Here is an 18,508-nt window from a genome sequence, read left to right on the forward strand (position 1 = left end):
CGCCGCGATCATAACCACCGCCGCCACGATTGTAGCCACCACCTTCACGGTCGCCATAGCCACCGCCACGGTTGTAGCCACCACCACCGCCTTCACGGTTGAAATCACGGTCTCCGCCACCGTAGCCACCGCCGCCGCGATCGTAACCGCCGCCGCCACCATAGCCACCGTTGTCACGTGGACGATATCCACCGCCGCCACCATCGCGATCACCGCGATTATAGCCACCGCCGCCTTCGCCGCGGTCACGGTTAAAATTAGGTCTGTCATCTCTGTCCTGGTTGTAACCACCAGGTCTGCCCTCCCTTTCGTTGTTAAAATCGGGTTTGAAGTAACCGCCTGGTCTCTCCTTATTGGGATCTTGGTCTTTTTCTGTACCAGGAGGAGAGTAGGGCCTGCGGGGGCGTTCGTTTCTCTCAAAATTCATCGTACTTAATTAAGCGTTTTAAGCAATATTTGCTATGATTTCATAAAAATGAAATACGTCTCCATAAGAGTTATATAAGGGCGCCGGTGAAACCCGTATTACTCCGGGCTCCCGCCAGTCCACAATGATACCGGCATCCGTCATCTTTTGTTGGATATCTTTACCTCTGTCATGGAATAGCAAAGATAATTGGGCGCCGCGTTCCTTACAATTTTTAGGCGTAATTATTTCAAATTTTATGTTTTCTATATGTTTTAACAGGAATTCAAGATAATTGGTAAGTCGTATACTCTTATCTCTCAAAGCTGCCATACCAGCTGATTCAAACAGTTCCAGTGAGGCTTTTAATGCTACCATGTTAAATACCTGTGCCGTGCTTATTTGCCAGCCTTCTGCACGGTTTTTAGGCTCAAAGCCTTTTTCCATTTTAAAACGGATGGTTTCCTCGTTGCCCCACCAGCCGCCTAACCTTGGCCGGTTCCTGTCTCGGGCATGTCTTTCATGTATAAATGCTCCACCAACTGCGCCGGGGCCTCCATTTAGATACTTATATGAGCACCACACGGCAAAATCTACTTCCCAGTCGTGTAACTTCACAGGTACGTTTCCTACTACGTGTGCCAGGTCGAACCCGACTACAGCCCCTGCTCTATGGGCTGCTTTCGTAATGGACTGCATATTAAACAATTGGCCGGTATAATAGTTTATTCCCCCCAACAATATAAGCGCTAAGCTACTACTTTCCTGATCAATTATCTCAAAAATATCTTCCTCACGGATTAAAAATTCTCCCTCACGGGGCGCTACTTCTATTATTGCCGTCGCCGGATCCAGGCCATGCAGTTTCACCTGGGTTTCCACAGCGTACTGGTCGCTGGGAAACGCACCTGCTTCCATTAGTATCTTGAATTTTTCCTTTGTCGGTTTGTAAAATGTCATCATCATCAAGTGAAGATTGACAGTTAGTGTATTCATTACTGTCAGTTCCTCCTGGCTGGCACCTACTATCTCCACCATCGGCCGGCTGCAATATTGCTGGTAATATAACCATGGATTCCTGGCTCCCCAGTACCCCTCTACTGCACATTGCTGCCAGTCCTCCAGCTCCTGCATAACAGCTGGTTGCACATTCTTCGGCTGCAGACCCAATGAATTACCACAAAAATATATCGCATCCTTTCCATTCCGCTGTGGGAAATAAAACTGATTCCTATAGTTTTTCAAAGTGTCTTTCTGGTCCTGCTCTTCGGCAAATGCCCATGATAGATCAAACATAATTCAATTTCCATTGTTTCCCGGCAGATTCTGCTTTTTACGAAGACTCTACTTAAAAAAATTGAGTATTCAATGCCCTTTTGGTGTATCACAGAACCCGTAACGTGTACAATTATTTTTATGGTCCATAATGCCCGTCACTATCATGCAGGACTTAATACCGCCATGCAATAGCGCCAGTTATTCTAGTATGTATAGTTTGCTAATTTTTTCTTTCTGTTAATTGCTAACGCTGCTTATTAATAATATCAGTTTATTTAAAAATTACCGGTTAGTCAATATTCCTTTCTAATTATAGTATTCCGTTTGATAACCTTGTTTTCAATAAATAAATCTTATAATCATAGGTCTTCTTCCTCTGGAAGGTACCATTAGTTTCACTGTCAATCAGGATGTAATATGCAATGACCGGTTATTAATTTTTTTCCTCTGCCAGTTACAACAGTTATTTGATTCTTTGTCTGTTTAATGATCTCAATTCTATAAAAATACCTGCTAATAACGGTTATTCAATAAGGCGGTTCTTAACGATACCAGTTTTCTATGCGTCTGATTATTCCAGTTATAACAGTTAATATGCTGTTTCAGTTTAATTAATTGTCAATCTCCATCCAGTAAATTTCCCAATCCGCCTAATATACTACCTTCTTCCTTACGGCGAACTGTTCCATATGATACAATTCTGCTTGCTAACCGACTTATAGGCAATGACTGTACCCACACCGTCCCGGGTCCTCTCAAAGTGGCAAAAAATAATCCTTCACCACCAAATACCATATTCTTAATTCCCCGTACAAATTCAACGTCAAAATCTATTCCCGAAGTATACGCGACCAAACATCCCGTATCTATTTTTAATACCTGCCCGGGCAGTAATTTTTTCTCTAATACCAACCCTCCTGCATGCACAAAAGCCATACCATCACCCTCCAGCTTCTCCATAATGAAACCCTCGCCTCCAAAAATCCCTGTGCCCAGCTTACGCTGCCACTCTATCCCGATACTTACCCCCTTCGCCGCACAAAGAAATGCATCCTTCTGGCAGATCACCTTGCCCCCCATCTGGGATAAATCCATGGGGATGATCTTACCCGGGTAGGGTGCCGCGAAACTTACACGCTTCTTTCCCTGCCCCATATTCGTAAATGCAGTCATGAAAAGACTCTCCCCGGTCAGCATGCGCTTACCGGCAGACATCAACTTCCCTAAAATACCTTGATTTGATTGTGAACCATCACCAAACATGGTTTGCATCTGTATCTCCTGGTCCATCATCATAAAACTACCACTCTCGGCCACGGCGGTTTCCTGTGGGTCGAGTTCTATTTCGACAATCTGTATTTCTTCGCCATAGATACTGTAATCTATTTCATGGTTGCGTCGCATAGCGTTGTTGTTACCCGGATTAACAAAAATGGCGCTTTAAGCCCAAAAATACTGATTTGCTACAGTAGTATTTGTTAAAGTTTGTTAAGATACAGAAAAAAGTGGGAATATGGCAAAGTTTAATATAAAAAAACCGTCCCGGACGAAACGGGACGGTATGCTGTTAAACCTACAACTGTTACACTGTAATTGTGTACACTTACTTTAAATTATCTACTACAAGCTCTTCACTTCCTTTACCCCTACCCCATTTTCATGCGCCTTTTCCTCTTCCTCTTTCCCACTGAAGAACTTATACGGCTTGTCTGATACATAATCCGGTGCATGCAGTTTCCGCACTGTCTCCTTCTTCATAAACAGCTTCACAATCACTACAAAGAATGGAATATACTTCAGCGCCCTCGGCCATCCATAATAATCCAATACATCGATAGACCGCTTATTCATCGCATACATCACCGGAACAAGAATCAGGGTCAGGAAGGTAGCAAATACCAACCCATACACCATGGTCCAGGCCAGAGGACCCCAGAATGCCACATTGTCTCCACCAAAGAAGATATGTGGCTTGAACTCAGAAAACAAGGTTTCGAAATCAATATTTAATCCCACCGCCAGTGGAATCAAACCTAGAATTGCCGCTATGGCTGTGAGCAACACCGGCGTCATACGGGTACGTCCCGCTTCTACCACCGCTTCATATACCGGTATATTTTGCTGCACCAACAGATCTGTAAACTCTACGAGTACAATACCATTACGCACTACTATACCCGCCAGCGCCATGATACCTACCCCCGTCATTACGATAGAAATATCCATTCCGAAAACGGAGAAGCCCAGGAATACGCCTATGATACTAAACAGGATTTCCATAAAGATCACCAGCGGACGACCTATTGAGTTGAACTGCGTCACCATAATCATCAGGATCAACCCAAATGCACCGATCATCGCAAACATCAGGAAGTTCATCGTCTCTGCCTGGTCTTCCTGCTCACCCGTCATCTTTACCTGGATACCTGCAGGCTTCGCAAAATCACCCAGCGCCGTCTGTATTTGTTGTACCACTTCGTTCGCATTATAACCTGTGAGTACATTTGAGTACAATGTAACCACACGCTTCTGATCTATACGCTTGATACTTGCATATGTATTGGAATAATGAATATCTGCCACGGCACTCAGTGGTACCTGCCTGATCGTGCCTCCCATATTCATGTCCCTGTATACCAGGTTCAGGTTCATAAGCGTATTGATATTGTTACGCTGTGTTTCCTGGAACCTTACCATAATCGGATAATCATCTTCCGGATCCCTGAACTTAGATACCTCATATCCATACAATGCTGTACGCAATGCCATACCAATCGTAGTGGTAGAAATACCCTCCCTGTTCGCGCGCTCACGATCTATATTTACTACGATCTCCGGCTTGTTACTCTGAAAATCTGAACGTAACTCTTCTACCCCACCAATCTCCAGTGAATCCAGGTAACGTTTCAGTTTATCGGCTGTAGACGTCAGTTCTTCAAATTCATCGCCAGCTATTTCTATGTTGATAGGTTTACCTGTTGGAGGCCCCCCCTGCTCCTGCTCTACCGTGATGTCTGTACCAGGTATTCCTTTCACGGCCTGCCTGATCTTGTCCAGGTATTGCTTGGTATCATGTCCGTCACGCTTGCCAAATTCCACGAACGCCACTGTTACCTTCCCTTTATGTGGCTGCACACTCATATCCATCTGCGATGGATCGCCGGCACCTACTGCTACATTGGAGATAATAGATTCTACAATCGGATTGTTTGCCCCGACTACCTTTGTTATCCTGTCTTCTACAATATGCGTGATACTATCAGTGTACTTCTGATCTGTACCCATCGGCAACTCTATATATGCATAGATGAAGTTCGGATCTGCCTGCGGAAAGAATACCACTTTGGGATTCCTTATCGCTGTCAGCATGATACTAAAGATGAGCAAACCGAATGTGCCGATCAGGATCCAGATAGGTCTCCACCCAATAAGGCACCATTTCAGGATACGCTTATAACGCTCCTGCACCTTCGGCCAGAAGTTGCTCTGGAAGCGACGTGCCACCCCACCCAGGTAAAATTTCTCAAGTAAAATGAGCAGGAATATAAAGATGACAAAGTTGCCTAATCCCATACTACCATTCGCATAACCTAACAGTGCTATCACACCAAACACGATTGCCATGTAAGTGAACTTCTTATTCCATGTCGGCTTCGGATGATTTTCACCTTCGTGCCTGTCCATGAAATCCACCGCAAATACAGGGTTAATGATATATGCTACTACCAGCGATGCACCCAGCGTAGTGATCAATGTTACCGGCAGGAAAAACATAAACTTACCTATGATACCCGGCCAGAACAGCAGGGGCACGAATGGCGCCAACACCGTCAGCGTACCGGAGAATACAGGTAGAAACACCTCTCCTGCCGCTATCTTGGCGGCCTTCACAATACCTAAATCCTTTCGTTCATAAAAGATACGGTGCACATTTTCTATCACCACAATCGCATCATCTACCACAATACCCAATGCCAGCAGGAAGGAGAACAGCACCATCATATTCAGCGTGAAATGATAGGCGGGCATCAGCAGGAAGGCAATGAACATCGAGATAGGTACTGACATGGCTACGAAGATCGCATTCACCGCTCCCATGAAGAACATGAGGATCACCGTCACCAGCAGAAAACCAATGATGATAGTATTGATCAGGTCATGTAGTGTAACGCGTGTAGAGTTAGACTGATCGCCTGTGATCACTACATTCAGTCCTTTCGGGAAATAATCCTGTTTCATTTCTTCGATGATCACCCTGATTTTATCAGAGGCATCGATCAGGTTCTTACCACTCTGTTTGATCACGTTCAGTGTGATTACATTCTTTCCACCCAGGCGTGCATAACTCTCCTGCTCCTCAAATCCATCTACTACATCGGCAATATCACGCAGGTAAACCGTTGCGCCTGAAGCACCGCGGATCACGATATTGCGCAACTTGGAAGGATCCTTATATTCTCCTTTCACACTCAGGGTACGCTTTTGTCCATCCATAGATACCTGGCCGCCGGAGATAGTCCTGTTTTCAGAAGCCACTGCGTTGGCAATATCATCAAAACTCACCTGCGCTGCATCCATCTTGTATTTATCTACATTGATCTGGATTTCACGATCCAGTGCACCTACGATATCTACACGGGTAATTTCATTCAGGGCTTCGATCCTGTCCTGCATCTCATCTGCATACCTTTTCAGGGATTGCAGATCGAAGTCACCAGACAGGTTAATGTTCATAATCGGAATCTGTGATACATCTATCTTGATGATCTGTGGTTCCTGTGTGAGATTATTAGGCAAATCCTTTTTCGCATCGTCTACTTTTTCTCTTACTTCCTGGCGGGCCGTTTCCATGTTCTCACCCGCTTCGAACTCAATGGTGATGGCAGAGTAGTCCTGCATACTCGTACTCTTGATAGACTTCACACCAGATATACCGCCCAGTTGTTTTTCAATGGGCTTGGTCACCAGTGTCTCCATATCTTCAGGAGAGGTTCCATCATTGATCGTACTGATATAGAACTGCGGGAACACTACCTCCGGGTATTGTTCCTTCGGCAGACTTTGATAGGATAGTATACCCGCTATGGCTATGATAATAGTGGCGACATACACGCTCACTTTATTATCAATGGCCCAGCTGGTAGGCTTAAATTCTTTGTTCAGATTATCTTGCATACAACAGTATTTTTAAGATCATAACTGGATCAGGTCATTATCATTCAATCCCTGATAGCCTGTTGTCACTATATTATCGCCTGCCTGTAATCCGCTTTTGATTTCAGCTTTATCATTGTAGGTACGGCCTACTTCCACTTCTCTTCTTTTAGCAATCAATCCAGCTTTGGATTTCTCAGCGATGATTACATAGGATTTACCCAATGCATACTGGATGATATTGACAGGTATCACCAGCGCATGGGGCGCCACGTAGTCTATGATCTTGATCTGTGCAATCATGTTTGGTCTCAGTGCCGGATCGCTGTTCAGCGGCACTTCTACTTTGATAGTACGGCTTATGGGATCGATAACTTTGGCTGCAAACCCGATTTTAGTTCGGAGTTGCTTATCGATGTCCGGGAACCGGATCACTACCGGGTCACCTGTTTTCACCACCCCGGCATAAGCTTCTGCCACATTGGCCAATACACGCAGGTTCGCATTGTTCACCACCCTGAACGAGGTGGAACCCGGTGCTGCATTGTCACCCAGTTTGGCAATCACTGCATCGACAGAGCCATTGATCGGGGAAACGATTTTAGCCTGAGAGAGTTGATCATTCAGGGTAGCCATTTTCCGTTCCAGTGATTCCTTCTGGTTTTTGGCATTGAGGTATTGTACTTCGGAGCCTATCTGTTGTTTCCAGAGGTTCTGTTGCTTTTCATAGAGGGTATTGGCGAGGTCCAGCTGGGTGCGGAGTTCCGCCATGTTAGCCCGCAGAATCTGATCGTCTACCTGGGCCAGTGTCTGGCCTTTGGACACGCTCTGCCCTTCTTTTACATAAATAGCGGTGATCACACCGGGTACTTTGGAACTGACGTTCACGTTTTCACGTGCATCTACAGCTCCCTGTATATCTATATAGTGTTCGAATACAGAATCCTTTACAGCTGTGACAATCACTGACTTCATCTTTTGGGCAGCGGTATCAGTTTTATTCACCTGTTTTTCCAGCTGTGCAATCTCCTTTTTCAGGGCCGCCTCCTGTTGTTTCAGCTGTTTGAGTTTTTCTTCGGCTGTAGGTTGACCGCATGCCATGAAGACGAGCAGGAACAGTAATGCGGATGGATATTTGTAAGACATATAGAATGAATTAGAATGAGAAATAATGCAGCAACTACAACTTGCCATACGCTTTCAGGTAATCGATCTTGGCCACACTGGCATTGAATAGTGCTGTGAAATAATTGTTCTGGGCAGTGAGCAGGTCATTTTCCGCATTACTCATTTCCAGGCTGGAACCTACGCCCTCCCTGTATTTTATTTGTGTAGTATTGTATACTTCCTGCGCCAGCTGCATATTGCTTTCCTGTGCTTCGAGCGCCATGATATTGTTGCGCAGGTTAGAAGTAGATTGTGTTTGTTCCAGGTCGATACCGAGTTTTGCATCTTCTATGCTGACTTCAGTTTTCTTCACCTGCAGGAAAGCCTGGTCTACCTTGCGTCTGCGCTGGAAGCCGGTAAATATGTTGAAACTCAGGTTAACCCCATAGCCAACATAGCCGTACCAGGTTTGCTTATCAAAGTAGTTGAACACGTCGCTCGCGCGGCTCACACCACCTGTACCAAAGAGGGAGAGCACAGGCAGGGCATTGTATTTATATCTCTTAAGATCGTATTCGTATGCTTTCTTTTGTGATTCCAGTAACTGGTATTCTATACGCTGGGAGTAGTCGAATTTTTCCACGGCTACTGCTGATTTTATCTCTGCAGTAGAGAGCGTGTCGGTAAGTGTCAGCTCCTGCTGCATGGGCATGCCCATGGAGTATTTGAGAGCTGCCAGTCCTACTTCGGAGAGGTTCTGTAACCGGGTCTCTTCCGTGCGGAGGTTGGTTACCTGCACCATCAGCCTGTCTACATCAAGTTTTTCAACGAGGCCGTTTTTGTAGGTCTCCCTGGTTTCGCCCAGCAGTTTTTCCAGTGTAGCCAGGTTGCCCCTGAGTATGGTCAGGGCTTTACGTGCGGAAAGCACGTTGTAATAAGCTTTGTAAACATTCACTTTGACATCGATTTCCGCTTTCTGCACACCTCTGTGTGAGAGCTCTTCCAGTGTTTTGCGGGCCTGAAGGGCTACAAGTATACTGGGATCGAAGAGTACCTGGTTGAATTTTACTTCGCCAAGCACATTGAATTTAAGGCCAAAAGCGAAGGGTACGAGGGTACCTTTGGGTACAGTGTCTGAAAAGTTGGAGGCATCGATCAGTTGTTTCTGGACAATCGGATTGTGCTGGAAGGATCCTGCGCCGCTGAGTTGTGGCATGGCCATTCCGCTGACTTCTTTGTTTTTCGCCAGCTGGATGAGTTCATCCAGTTTCGCGTTTCGCACGGTGGCCTGGTTAGCCAGGGCATAGTCTACCGCTTCTTTCGCAGTAAGCGACATAGGCGCTGACGGCGGATTGGCGGGGGACTGGGCCATTCCCGTGTGAAAGATCAGCAGCAGTAAGGCTCCTATCCATCCTGTCCGCTTTTTGTTCGCTTGCATAAAGGTCATTTGTTTTTACGATAGTTGTAGTTTATAGGCTTCGATCCTTTCAAATCCATCACTGGAAACAAGTCCATATAGAAAATGTTCCAATAAAATGCGTTGTACCTTACTCATTTCGTAGAGGCCGGGTGCAAATACATCTGGTTGAAAACAGAGCATAGCAGTAGCCAGCCGGTATTTGGTGAGTACATCTACGTCCAGGTCCGGGCGATAAAGCCCCTCCCTGATACCTCTTTTGAGGTTTTCGCGGATGGTGCTTTGCAGGCTATTGTCCCGGTAAGAGAGAAATGCCTGGTAAGCGCTGGAGTGATATCTTTGCAGGTCGAGGAGGACAAAAGGCTTCATGTTTCTGAACTGTTTGTCCAGCATTTGCATGACGAGGAAGAGCTCGTCGATGGCATTGGCGGCCTGGGTTTGGTTTGCCTTGCAGTCTTGCTCTATGGTTAAGAGATGACGGGTGATCGCATGGGTGACCAATTCGTCTTTGTCGGCGAAATGGGCATAGAGGGTCTTTTTGGATACACCCATTTTTTGGGCAATGTCATCCATGGTAATGGATCTGGTGCCGAATTGGCTGAACAGATTGAATGCGGTATCCAGAATACGTTCCTGTATTTCCATTGGATAGTGGTTTTGCAGGGGCAAAAAATCTCAAATCTCTTCTCAGAATAAGGTCGGGAGTAAAACTATGGAAACTTTTTAAACTATAAAAGTTTCCAGAAGGATTTTATTTAATGTAGATAACTTGAAGTTAAAAAACACATTGCCCTTTAAATAGTACCTTTGCCCCAGTTCACAACAACTTATATGTCTCCAAAAATCCGTCTTAAGGTTCTGGCATCGAAGATATTAAGGTATTTCTTCCAGGGTTTGCTGGTTCTGGCACCCATGGGTGTGACCGCCTTTACTTTGTATTACCTGTTTGTAACCATCGACAACATCTTCCCGAAGGATCTCATCCCCCAGGAAGCTCCTTTCAGCTATCTCCGGTACAAGGGGGTGGGGTTTGCGTTGGTATTACTCCTGGTAGTAGTGGTAGGTTACCTGAGCTCCTCCTTTATTCTGGGAAGGATTTTCGCCCTTTTTGACGGCATCCTGGAAAAGACACCTTTCATTAAATATATTTACTCATCTGTCAAAGACGTTTTCGACGCCTTTGTAGGGGAAAAAAAGAAGTTCGATCACCCCGTACTTGTCCAGATCTATGGTGTGGATGTATGGGAAATGGGCTTCATCACCCAGCCGGACGTAAGCACCCTGGGCCTGGAAGGTTACATGGCGGTATACGTACCGCATGCGTACGCCATCACAGGCAAAGTATTCATGGTGCCTGCCCAAAAGGTAAAACCCCTCACGAATATCTCTGCCGGGGAAGCAATGAAGTTTGCCGTGAGCGGTGGGGTGACTTCCCTGGAACACCACCATAAATAATCATGTTTTTTAAAAGACTGTTTTCCATTGTTGTTTGCATCCTCCTCCCAGTCATCGTTATGGGCTGGGGTTTCTTTGCTCACCAGCGCATCAATGAACTCGCGGTGTTTTCTCTCCCACCTGCCATGCTCCTGCTCTACAAGCCGTATCAGGCCTACCTGAAAGCGCATGCTACAGATGCCGATAAAAGAAGATATATTGTAGCTGCCGAAGGGCCCCGTCACTACATAGATATTGATCACTATGGCGCACCACCCTACGATTGGATACCCCGCAGCTGGCAGGCTGCCCTGCTACAGTTTGGGGAAGACAGCCTGCTACAGTATGGGATCGTACCCTGGTACATACCGCAAATGATGGCCCGCCTGTCTAAAGCGTTCCAGAACAGAGACCTTGACGGGATACTCCGCCTCAGCGCTGACCTGGGCCATTATGTAGCCGATGCACATGTGCCCCTGCATGCCTGCTCCAATCACAACGGGCAGTTCACCGGGCAGGAAGGTATTCATGGACTATGGGAGTCTCGTATTCCTGAACTGCTGGCAGACGCCAGTTTCAATTACTGGTGTGGCAAAGCCATTTACATCCGGGATGTTCCAACCTTTGTATGGCAGATAGTGAGTAGCAGTGCCAGCGCAGCAGACACCGTGTTAAAACAGGAGAAAGACCTGAGCCTGCGTACTCCGCCGGATGCACGTTATGCCTATGAAAACAGGAAAGGAAAACTGGTGCGCACTTACGCTACTTCCTATACGAAAGCGTATCAGCAATTGCTGGGCGATATGGTAGAACGTCGTATGCGTGCCGCCATTCATGCAGTAGCCAGCTGCTGGTATACTGCCTGGGTCGATGCAGGCCAGCCTCCACTCACCACCATCGTGAACGGGAAACTGAAAGAAAATACGCCCCTGCCAGATACGGGCAAAATGATTGGTCGTGTGGAGGAATAGCTGGCACACGCTTTGTGCAATGGAGCGGGTTGAGCACACAAAGGATTTTCAATTAATTTCGAATTTAAAAAAATATAAATTACCTTTGTTAGCACTATCTTTTTTAGCCTTATCCTACACGCTATCAGCATCTGATTTGAAATGCCATACATTTATTTTTTAATCCATTCCTCTGACAAAACCAAGAAGCAAAGTGGAACAAGCTAACAATTTATTTAATTTAGATCGACCTATGAAGGTGCACAATTTTAACGCGGGACCTTCCGTATTACCAAATGAGGTTCTGTACAAGGCTAGTAAAGCTTTGATTGACTTTGAGGGGTCAGGAATGTCCATATTGGAAATAGGGCATAGGACACCACTGTTTCAGGCTGTAATGGATGAGGCACGTAATCTCGTACGCGAACTGATGCAACTGGAAGATGACTTCGAAGTACTCTACCTTCACGGTGGTGCTACGCAGCAATTCCTGCAGGTTCCTATGAACTTACTTGAAAACGATGGAACGGCATCTTACATAGATACCGGTGTATGGAGCAATAAGGCGATTAAAGAAGCAAAGCAGTTTGGTTTCGTAGACGTAGCTGGTAGTTCAAAAGAAAGCAACTACACTTACATCCCCAAACAATTTAATGTTTCCCCAAAATCAACTTACCTGCACATCACAACCAACAATACCATCTATGGTACGCAATGGCAGCAATTGCCACAGGTAGATGTACCACTGATTGGAGACATGAGTAGTGATATCCTGAGCAGGCCAATGGACTTTAACAAGTTCTCCCTCATCTACGCTGGTGTACAGAAAAACATGGGCGCCGCAGGCGTTACGATGGTAGCTGTACGTAAGAGCATTCTTGGTAAGGTAACCCGCAAGATTCCAACGATTTTGGATTATCGCAATCACATTGAGAACGGATCAATGTTGAATACCCCGCCCGTATTTTCAGTTTACATATCCATGCTCACCCTTCGCTGGCTGAAAGATCAGGGCGGTGCGGCTGCAATGGAGAAACTGAATGAAAAGAAAGCAGCGCTGCTGTACGATGAGATCGATCAGAACCCATTGTTCCGTGGTACTGTGGCCAAGGAAGACCGTAGCCGCATGAACGTTTGCTTTATCATGGATAAACCTGAACTGGAAGATGAATTCCTGAAATTTACTAAGAAGGAAGACATAGTAGGTATCAAGGGACATCGCAGCGTAGGTGGTTTCCGTGCTTCTCTGTACAATGCATTGCCGTATGAAAGTGTGGAAGTGCTGGTGGAGGCAATGAAGTATTTCAGCCTGAAGAAAGCATAATTTTACTTATTAAATAAAGAGAAAAAGCTCCCGCCTTCGGCAGGAGCTTTTTCTCTTTAGGGGAAGGGCCTGCGGCCGGCTTATTGCCAACAATACCATTGTGGCCTCGTATTTGTTCATCTGCCTATTTGCAGTTACATTTACCTGACTAACAATATCTTTTCAATATGGCAATCATCAGACCGTTCAAAGGATTAAGACCCACGCCGGCACTGGCTCAAAAAGTTGCAGCCAGACCATATGATGTGTTAAGCGCTCCAGAAGCTAAGTTAGAAGCAGCCGGCAACCCCTACTCTTTTTACCACGTTTCCAAATCAGAAATCGACCTGCCAGATGGCACCGACGTATATAGCCAGCCTGTATACGATAAAGCTGCTGAAAACCTGCAACGCTTTATCAAAGAAGGTACCCTCTTCCAGGACAACACCCCCTGCTACTACATCTATCGCCTGATCATGAATGGCCGCAGCCAGACAGGCCTCGTATGTATCTCCTCGATCTCCGATTACAATAGCGGGATTATCAAAAAGCACGAATTCACCCGTCCAGACAAAGAAAAAGACAGGATCAACAATATCAAAACTACCCGTGCACAAACAGGCAATGTATTCCTTGCCTACAACGATGTTCCCGAGATCAATTCACTCATTGATCAATGGACAACCCATCATACACCAACGTACGACTTTACCGCTGCCGACGGCATTCAGCACACCATCTGGGTGGTGGATGACAAAGCAACCAATGACAATATCACCTCTCTATTCGAGACCAAAGTACCACATACCTATATTGCGGACGGACACCATCGCGCCGCATCGGCCTCCCTGGTACAAAAGGAACTACACGTCAACCCCGATGATCCGGCTAATTATTTCCTGACCACCATATTCCCTGCCAGCCAGCTGGTGATCCTTGACTACAACAGGGTAGTGAAAGACCTGAATGGCCTGAGCAAGGAAGACCTGCTTTCCAAACTGGAATACGACTTCGTCGTGGAACCCATCGGTCACCTGCCACAGGCACCTTCCATGCTCCACGAATTCAGCATGTACCTGGATGGCAGCTGGTATCGCCTGGTGGCACAGGAAGGTACCTTTAGCTACGACCCTATCGGTATACTGGATGTCACCATCCTCTCTAACAATGTGCTGGATAAACTGCTCGGCATCAAAGATCAGCGTACAGACAAGCGTATCGACTTCATAGGCGGCATCCGGGGACTGCAGGAACTGGTAAAACGCGTAGACAGCGGAGAATACAAAGTTGCTTTTGCACTATACCCTGTCACCATTCAGCAACTATTTGACATAGCAGATAGTGGTAATGTGATGCCGCCCAAAAGTACCTGGTTCGAACCCAAATTAAGAGACGGACTGGTATCCCACCTTCTCTGATCTGTCACAGAAAGCTTCAAATCCGTAAGATGAAGCAGGTTTGGCACATTTTTTACCTAATTTTACACCAAACGAAAGATCAAGAATGTACACGAGGGCCTCTTTATTGAAAATAGCTATATGTATTGGCTTCTTTTTCGCGACCATACCGGGTTTCGCACAGGATGCCAATGAATTATTTAATACCGCCAATGGCTTTCTTCGCAGCGGAGATTATTCCAACGCTATATTGGTACTGAACCAGGCCATTACCATGGAACCTGACAATACCCAATTTAAAAAGCAACTGGGATTCGCTTATTTTCTGCAGGGCGATATGAGCAAAGCCAAAAGCACCATCGAACCCCTGCTGAGCAAAAAGGACGCCGATGCACAACTCTACCAGATAGCCGGCAATATCTACCAGGCGAAACAGGAATGGAAAACAGCCCAGAAATTGTACGAAAAAGGCCTGAAGCGCTTCCCCGAAAGTGGAGAACTGTATAATGACAATGGCCAACTGCTGATGTTCCTGAAAATATACGAGGGCGGTATGGCCAGCTGGTTGAAAGGGATTGAGAAAGATCCCGGCTTCCCGGGCAACTACTACAACGCCTGCAGGGCCTACTCTTACGTAAAAGATCCTTCATGGATCATCCTTTACGGTGAGATCTTCGTAAACCTGGAGAGCTACACCGAGCGTACTGCCGAAGTGCGTACCATGCTGATAGATGCGTATAAAAAATTATATAACGATCCCAGTCTCATGACCCAGGCCCTCGAGGACATGGAAAATGAGCGGAAAAGCAAAAAGCAGTCAGCCTCCGAATTTGCTGACAGCTATAAAGCCTCTATGGGCAAACAAACATCTGTAGTGATGACAGGTATAGACCCTGAGAGCCTGGTGATGGTAAGGACCCGTTTCCTGCTGGACTGGTTCAACTTTTCAGGTGTGAAGTTTCCCTACGCATTATTTGACTACCAGCGCAACCTGCTGAAAGAAGGCTTATTTGACGCTTACACCCAGTGGATTTTTGGTCCCGTAAGTAACCAATCTGCCTTCAAAGCCTGGACAAATATGCATAAAGCTGAATACGACGCGTTTTTACAATATCAGCGCAACCATCCGCTGAAGCTGAGAGCTGATGAGTACTACAACGACAATCGTTTCTCATTAGCCAGATAATGACTGAAGGATGGTAAAGATCTCTACCGGGGCTTGCAACGACGCAAGCCCCGGAATGAAAAGCTAATTATTCAAATTCCACATATGCTTACCATCAAACACCAAAACACGATTGAAAAAGCCGTGAAGGCAAATCACGAGCGTGCGTTCTACTCGCAATACCCTGAGCACCCCAAAGCTTACGGCGAGCAAGCCCCCGAAGAAGGCCATAACAGGTACAAAGCACAACTCAACAACCCTTTTTCTCTACTTCTACAAACCGGTGAATCCGGATGGGCCGGTGAGGAAGTATCTCCATACACCATGGAGCCACTGGGCATTACCTATCCCCTTTTCACGGCGAACGATCTTGTGGAAAATGCTGTTGCTGCGGCTCCCCAATGGCGCAATACAACTGTGGATATACGGGCCGATATCCTGGTAGAAACACTGGATCGCATACAGACATATTTTTTTGATATCGCCTACGCCACCCAGCACACTACCGGGCAGAGCTTTATGATGAGCTTTCAGGCATCCGGCCCACATGCAAACGACCGGGCACTCGAAGCTATTGCCATGGGCTACTACGAACTGAATCGCTACCCTGCCGAACAGTTGTGGGAAAAACCTATGGGTAAATTTGCCCTCCAACTCAAAAAGAACTTCAGGGCCATGCCCAAAGGGCCGGGTCTTGTAATTGGCTGCTCTACATTCCCGGTATGGAATTCGCTACCTGGTATATATGCAGATCTGGTAACAGGCAACCCTGTGATTGTGAAACCTCATCCCAGGGCTATATTGCCTATCGCGATTGTGGTAAGCGCCATACAGCAGGTATTGCAGGAGAAAGGCTTTAGCCCTAACCTGTGCCAGCTGGCCACCGATACCTCCGCAACGCCGATTACCAAAACGCTGTGCGAACATCCCGGTATCAAACTCATTGACTATACAGGGGGCAGCCAGTTTGGGAATTACGTAGAATCCCTGCCTGGCAAAACTGTTTTTACAGAAAAAGCGGGCGTCAACTCTGTGATCCTGGATAGCGTAGCGGATATAGATGCGGTGATGCAGAACCTGGCATTCTCCGTCTCCCTGTACTCCGGGCAGATGTGTACCGCGCCACAGAACTTCTTTATACCTGCAGGAGGCGTGCAAACTCCTAACGGCACACTTTCTTTCGATGAAGTAGTAGAGAAATTCAAAAATGCAGTAACTGCCCTGGTCAGCAATCCTAAAATGGGCGCCGGCACGCTGGGTGCTTTACAGAACGATACCACCCTGCAACGGGCGCACAATGCGGGTAAACTGGGTGCAAAGGTGATACTGGAAGGCCAGCCTCTGGTAAACGAAGAATTTGCACACGCCAGGGGTTTCACACCAGCTATCCTGCAGGTAGACAGTGCAGACAGGCACATTTTTGAGCAGGAACTATTTGGCCCGGTTTTATTGCTCGTCAGGACCAAAGATACAGACGAGTCCATTCAACTGGCCCGCCAGATGGCAGAACAACATGGGGCAATTACCTGCGCAGCATATGTTGTAAACCCGGACATAAAGGAAAAAATCACAGAGGCAATGAACAGCGTGTTCACCCCGGTTTCTTTCAATTTTACCGGATTTATATGGGTGAACCAGCACGCAGCTTTCTCTGATTTTCATGTGACCGGAGGTAACCCTGCGGGAAATGCAAGCTTTACGAACCCGGAATTTATTCTCAGACGCTTTGTCTGGGTGGGCAACCGGGAAATAGCTGGCAGCTGAGATGCGAATAATATAGTTTATGAAATATATAGTTCCAATCATTTTGCTTACGTTCATGGCCGCCTGCGAACAGGTGCCAAAGGCCGATAAAGCAACGATTCAAAATGCCCAGTCCGTAAAGGAAGGAGAAGGCAGGTCATACCAGGTAGATACCACGGTAAGTGTTGTACAGTTTATCGGTACAAAGCCTACAGGCAAGCATACCGGCATCATCAGGCTCCTGGAGAGCAAATTGTATGTGCAGGATACGCTGATCACCGGCGGTAGTATTAAGATCAATATGAGCACGCTGGAAGACTTAGATCTGGCACCTACTGATTCCATGCTGCAACACAAGCTGGAAGCAGAGCTGAAAGGACCTATGTTTTTTGATATTGAAAAACACCCGGTGGCTACTTTTGAGATTACTGGTGTGACCAATTTTAAACCTTCTGTCGGGAATGAGGTATTGATGAAGAATGCGAACTATACCGTGCAGGGAAACCTTACTATAAAGGATTCAACAAAGAACATTTCATTTCCAGCTATTATTACAAAAGATAAAGGTGTGATAAGAGCAGAGGCGAATTTTAACATCGACAGAACATTGTGGGGAATGACTTACAGAGCAGATAAATCCATGCAGGATAAGTTAATTAATTCGCTGGTGAATATCCAGTTTAAGCTCGTTGCAAAACAATAAGCTGTATCCAAATAAAGAGGGGATGTATCATGATGATGATACATCCCCTCTTTATTTATACTGCGACAGCTTTCTCGTCGTAGATAATACTGGAAAACTCACATAACTTTTCCAGTAAGCCACAAAGTTCCACTCCATTTTCTGTGAGGGAATAAACAACTTTAGGTGGCATGCCGGGAAACTGCTGACGGGTGATCAATCCTGTCTTTTCCAGCGTTTTTAGCCGGTCTGAAAGAATATGATCTGTAATGTAGGTCAGCTCTTCCCTGATTCCTGAAAATCTATTATTGCCTGCTTCTATACAAAATAAGATATCTGTAGTCCAGCGACGGCTCATAGAAAACAACAACTCATTCAGCGGACACTTGCTCTCCAGGAACGATTGATTCTGATAATTAGACGAATTGGTCTTTCTTTCTGCCATAGTGCTCTAAAATTCTAAGTTTACGAT

General features: G+C 46.2%; 15 protein-coding genes. 7 read left to right on the forward strand and 8 right to left on the reverse strand.

Features of this window, described 5'->3' with window-relative positions; all coding sequences use genetic code 11:
- From ABDW16_RS20510 to ABDW16_RS20540, 7 genes are all read right to left on the reverse strand, one after another.
- A partial coding sequence (locus tag ABDW16_RS20510) for a hypothetical protein (RefSeq protein ID WP_343672324.1) occupies positions 1-427 on the reverse strand: 427 nt, incomplete at its 3' end.
- Between the two features lie 18 nt (positions 428-445).
- Positions 446-1,702 (reverse strand): kynureninase, encoded by a 1,257-nt coding sequence (kynU, locus tag ABDW16_RS20515; RefSeq protein ID WP_343672326.1) that lies wholly within the window; start codon positions 1,700-1,702, stop codon positions 446-448.
- A 600-nt stretch (positions 1,703-2,302) separates the two neighbouring features.
- Positions 2,303-3,088: a TIGR00266 family protein gene (locus tag ABDW16_RS20520; protein ID WP_343672327.1), complete on the reverse strand. Its 786-nt coding sequence runs from the start codon at positions 3,086-3,088 to the stop codon at positions 2,303-2,305.
- Positions 3,089-3,304: 216 nt separating this feature from the next.
- Positions 3,305-6,859 carry an efflux RND transporter permease subunit gene (locus ABDW16_RS20525; RefSeq protein WP_343672328.1) on the reverse strand — a complete coding sequence of 1,185 codons (3,555 nt, stop codon included), beginning with the start codon at positions 6,857-6,859 and terminating at the stop codon, positions 3,305-3,307.
- 18 nt (positions 6,860-6,877) lie between these two features.
- Entirely contained in the window at positions 6,878-7,984 is a 1,107-nt protein-coding gene (locus ABDW16_RS20530; RefSeq protein WP_343672329.1) for an efflux RND transporter periplasmic adaptor subunit, read from the reverse strand.
- Positions 7,985-8,018: 34 nt separating this feature from the next.
- Complete coding sequence (locus tag ABDW16_RS20535; protein WP_343672330.1) at positions 8,019-9,383, reverse strand: TolC family protein; 1,365 nt, start codon at positions 9,381-9,383, stop codon at positions 8,019-8,021.
- Positions 9,384-9,398: 15 nt separating this feature from the next.
- Positions 9,399-10,007, reverse strand: a complete 609-nt coding sequence (locus ABDW16_RS20540) for a TetR/AcrR family transcriptional regulator (RefSeq protein WP_343672331.1) — start codon at positions 10,005-10,007, stop codon at positions 9,399-9,401.
- A gap of 186 nt (positions 10,008-10,193) precedes the next feature.
- Between ABDW16_RS20540 and ABDW16_RS20545 the strand changes: the two genes are divergently transcribed.
- From ABDW16_RS20545 to ABDW16_RS20575, 7 genes are all read left to right on the forward strand, one after another.
- Positions 10,194-10,817, forward strand: a complete 624-nt coding sequence (locus ABDW16_RS20545; protein ID WP_343672332.1) for a DUF502 domain-containing protein — start codon at positions 10,194-10,196, stop codon at positions 10,815-10,817.
- A gap of 2 nt (positions 10,818-10,819) precedes the next feature.
- Entirely contained in the window at positions 10,820-11,767 is a 948-nt protein-coding gene (locus ABDW16_RS20550) for a zinc dependent phospholipase C family protein (RefSeq protein ID WP_343672333.1), read from the forward strand.
- 232 nt (positions 11,768-11,999) lie between these two features.
- The gene (serC, locus tag ABDW16_RS20555) at positions 12,000-13,070 is read left to right on the forward strand and encodes a 3-phosphoserine/phosphohydroxythreonine transaminase (RefSeq protein ID WP_343672335.1); all 1,071 of its coding nucleotides are present in this window, start codon (positions 12,000-12,002) and stop codon (positions 13,068-13,070) included.
- Between the two features lie 167 nt (positions 13,071-13,237).
- Complete coding sequence (locus ABDW16_RS20560; protein ID WP_343672337.1) at positions 13,238-14,467, forward strand: DUF1015 family protein; 1,230 nt, start codon at positions 13,238-13,240, stop codon at positions 14,465-14,467.
- 85 nt (positions 14,468-14,552) lie between these two features.
- A complete protein-coding gene (locus ABDW16_RS20565; RefSeq protein WP_343672338.1) occupies positions 14,553-15,632 on the forward strand; it encodes a tetratricopeptide repeat protein in 1,080 nt (359 codons plus the stop codon).
- A gap of 84 nt (positions 15,633-15,716) precedes the next feature.
- Positions 15,717-17,375, forward strand: coding sequence for a phenylacetic acid degradation protein PaaN (gene paaN / locus ABDW16_RS20570; protein WP_343672339.1), 1,659 nt, complete (start codon positions 15,717-15,719; stop codon positions 17,373-17,375).
- A 19-nt stretch (positions 17,376-17,394) separates the two neighbouring features.
- Entirely contained in the window at positions 17,395-18,057 is a 663-nt protein-coding gene (locus ABDW16_RS20575; protein WP_343672340.1) for a YceI family protein, read from the forward strand.
- A gap of 55 nt (positions 18,058-18,112) precedes the next feature.
- Here the strand turns inward: ABDW16_RS20575 and ABDW16_RS20580 are convergent, their stop codons facing one another.
- Positions 18,113-18,481 carry a helix-turn-helix domain-containing protein gene (locus ABDW16_RS20580; RefSeq protein WP_083723420.1) on the reverse strand — a complete coding sequence of 123 codons (369 nt, stop codon included), beginning with the start codon at positions 18,479-18,481 and terminating at the stop codon, positions 18,113-18,115.
- Between the last annotated feature and the right edge of the window lie 27 nt (positions 18,482-18,508).

It is taken from the genome of Chitinophaga sp. (assembly GCF_039596135.1).
Taxonomy (GTDB): domain Bacteria; phylum Bacteroidota; class Bacteroidia; order Chitinophagales; family Chitinophagaceae; genus Chitinophaga.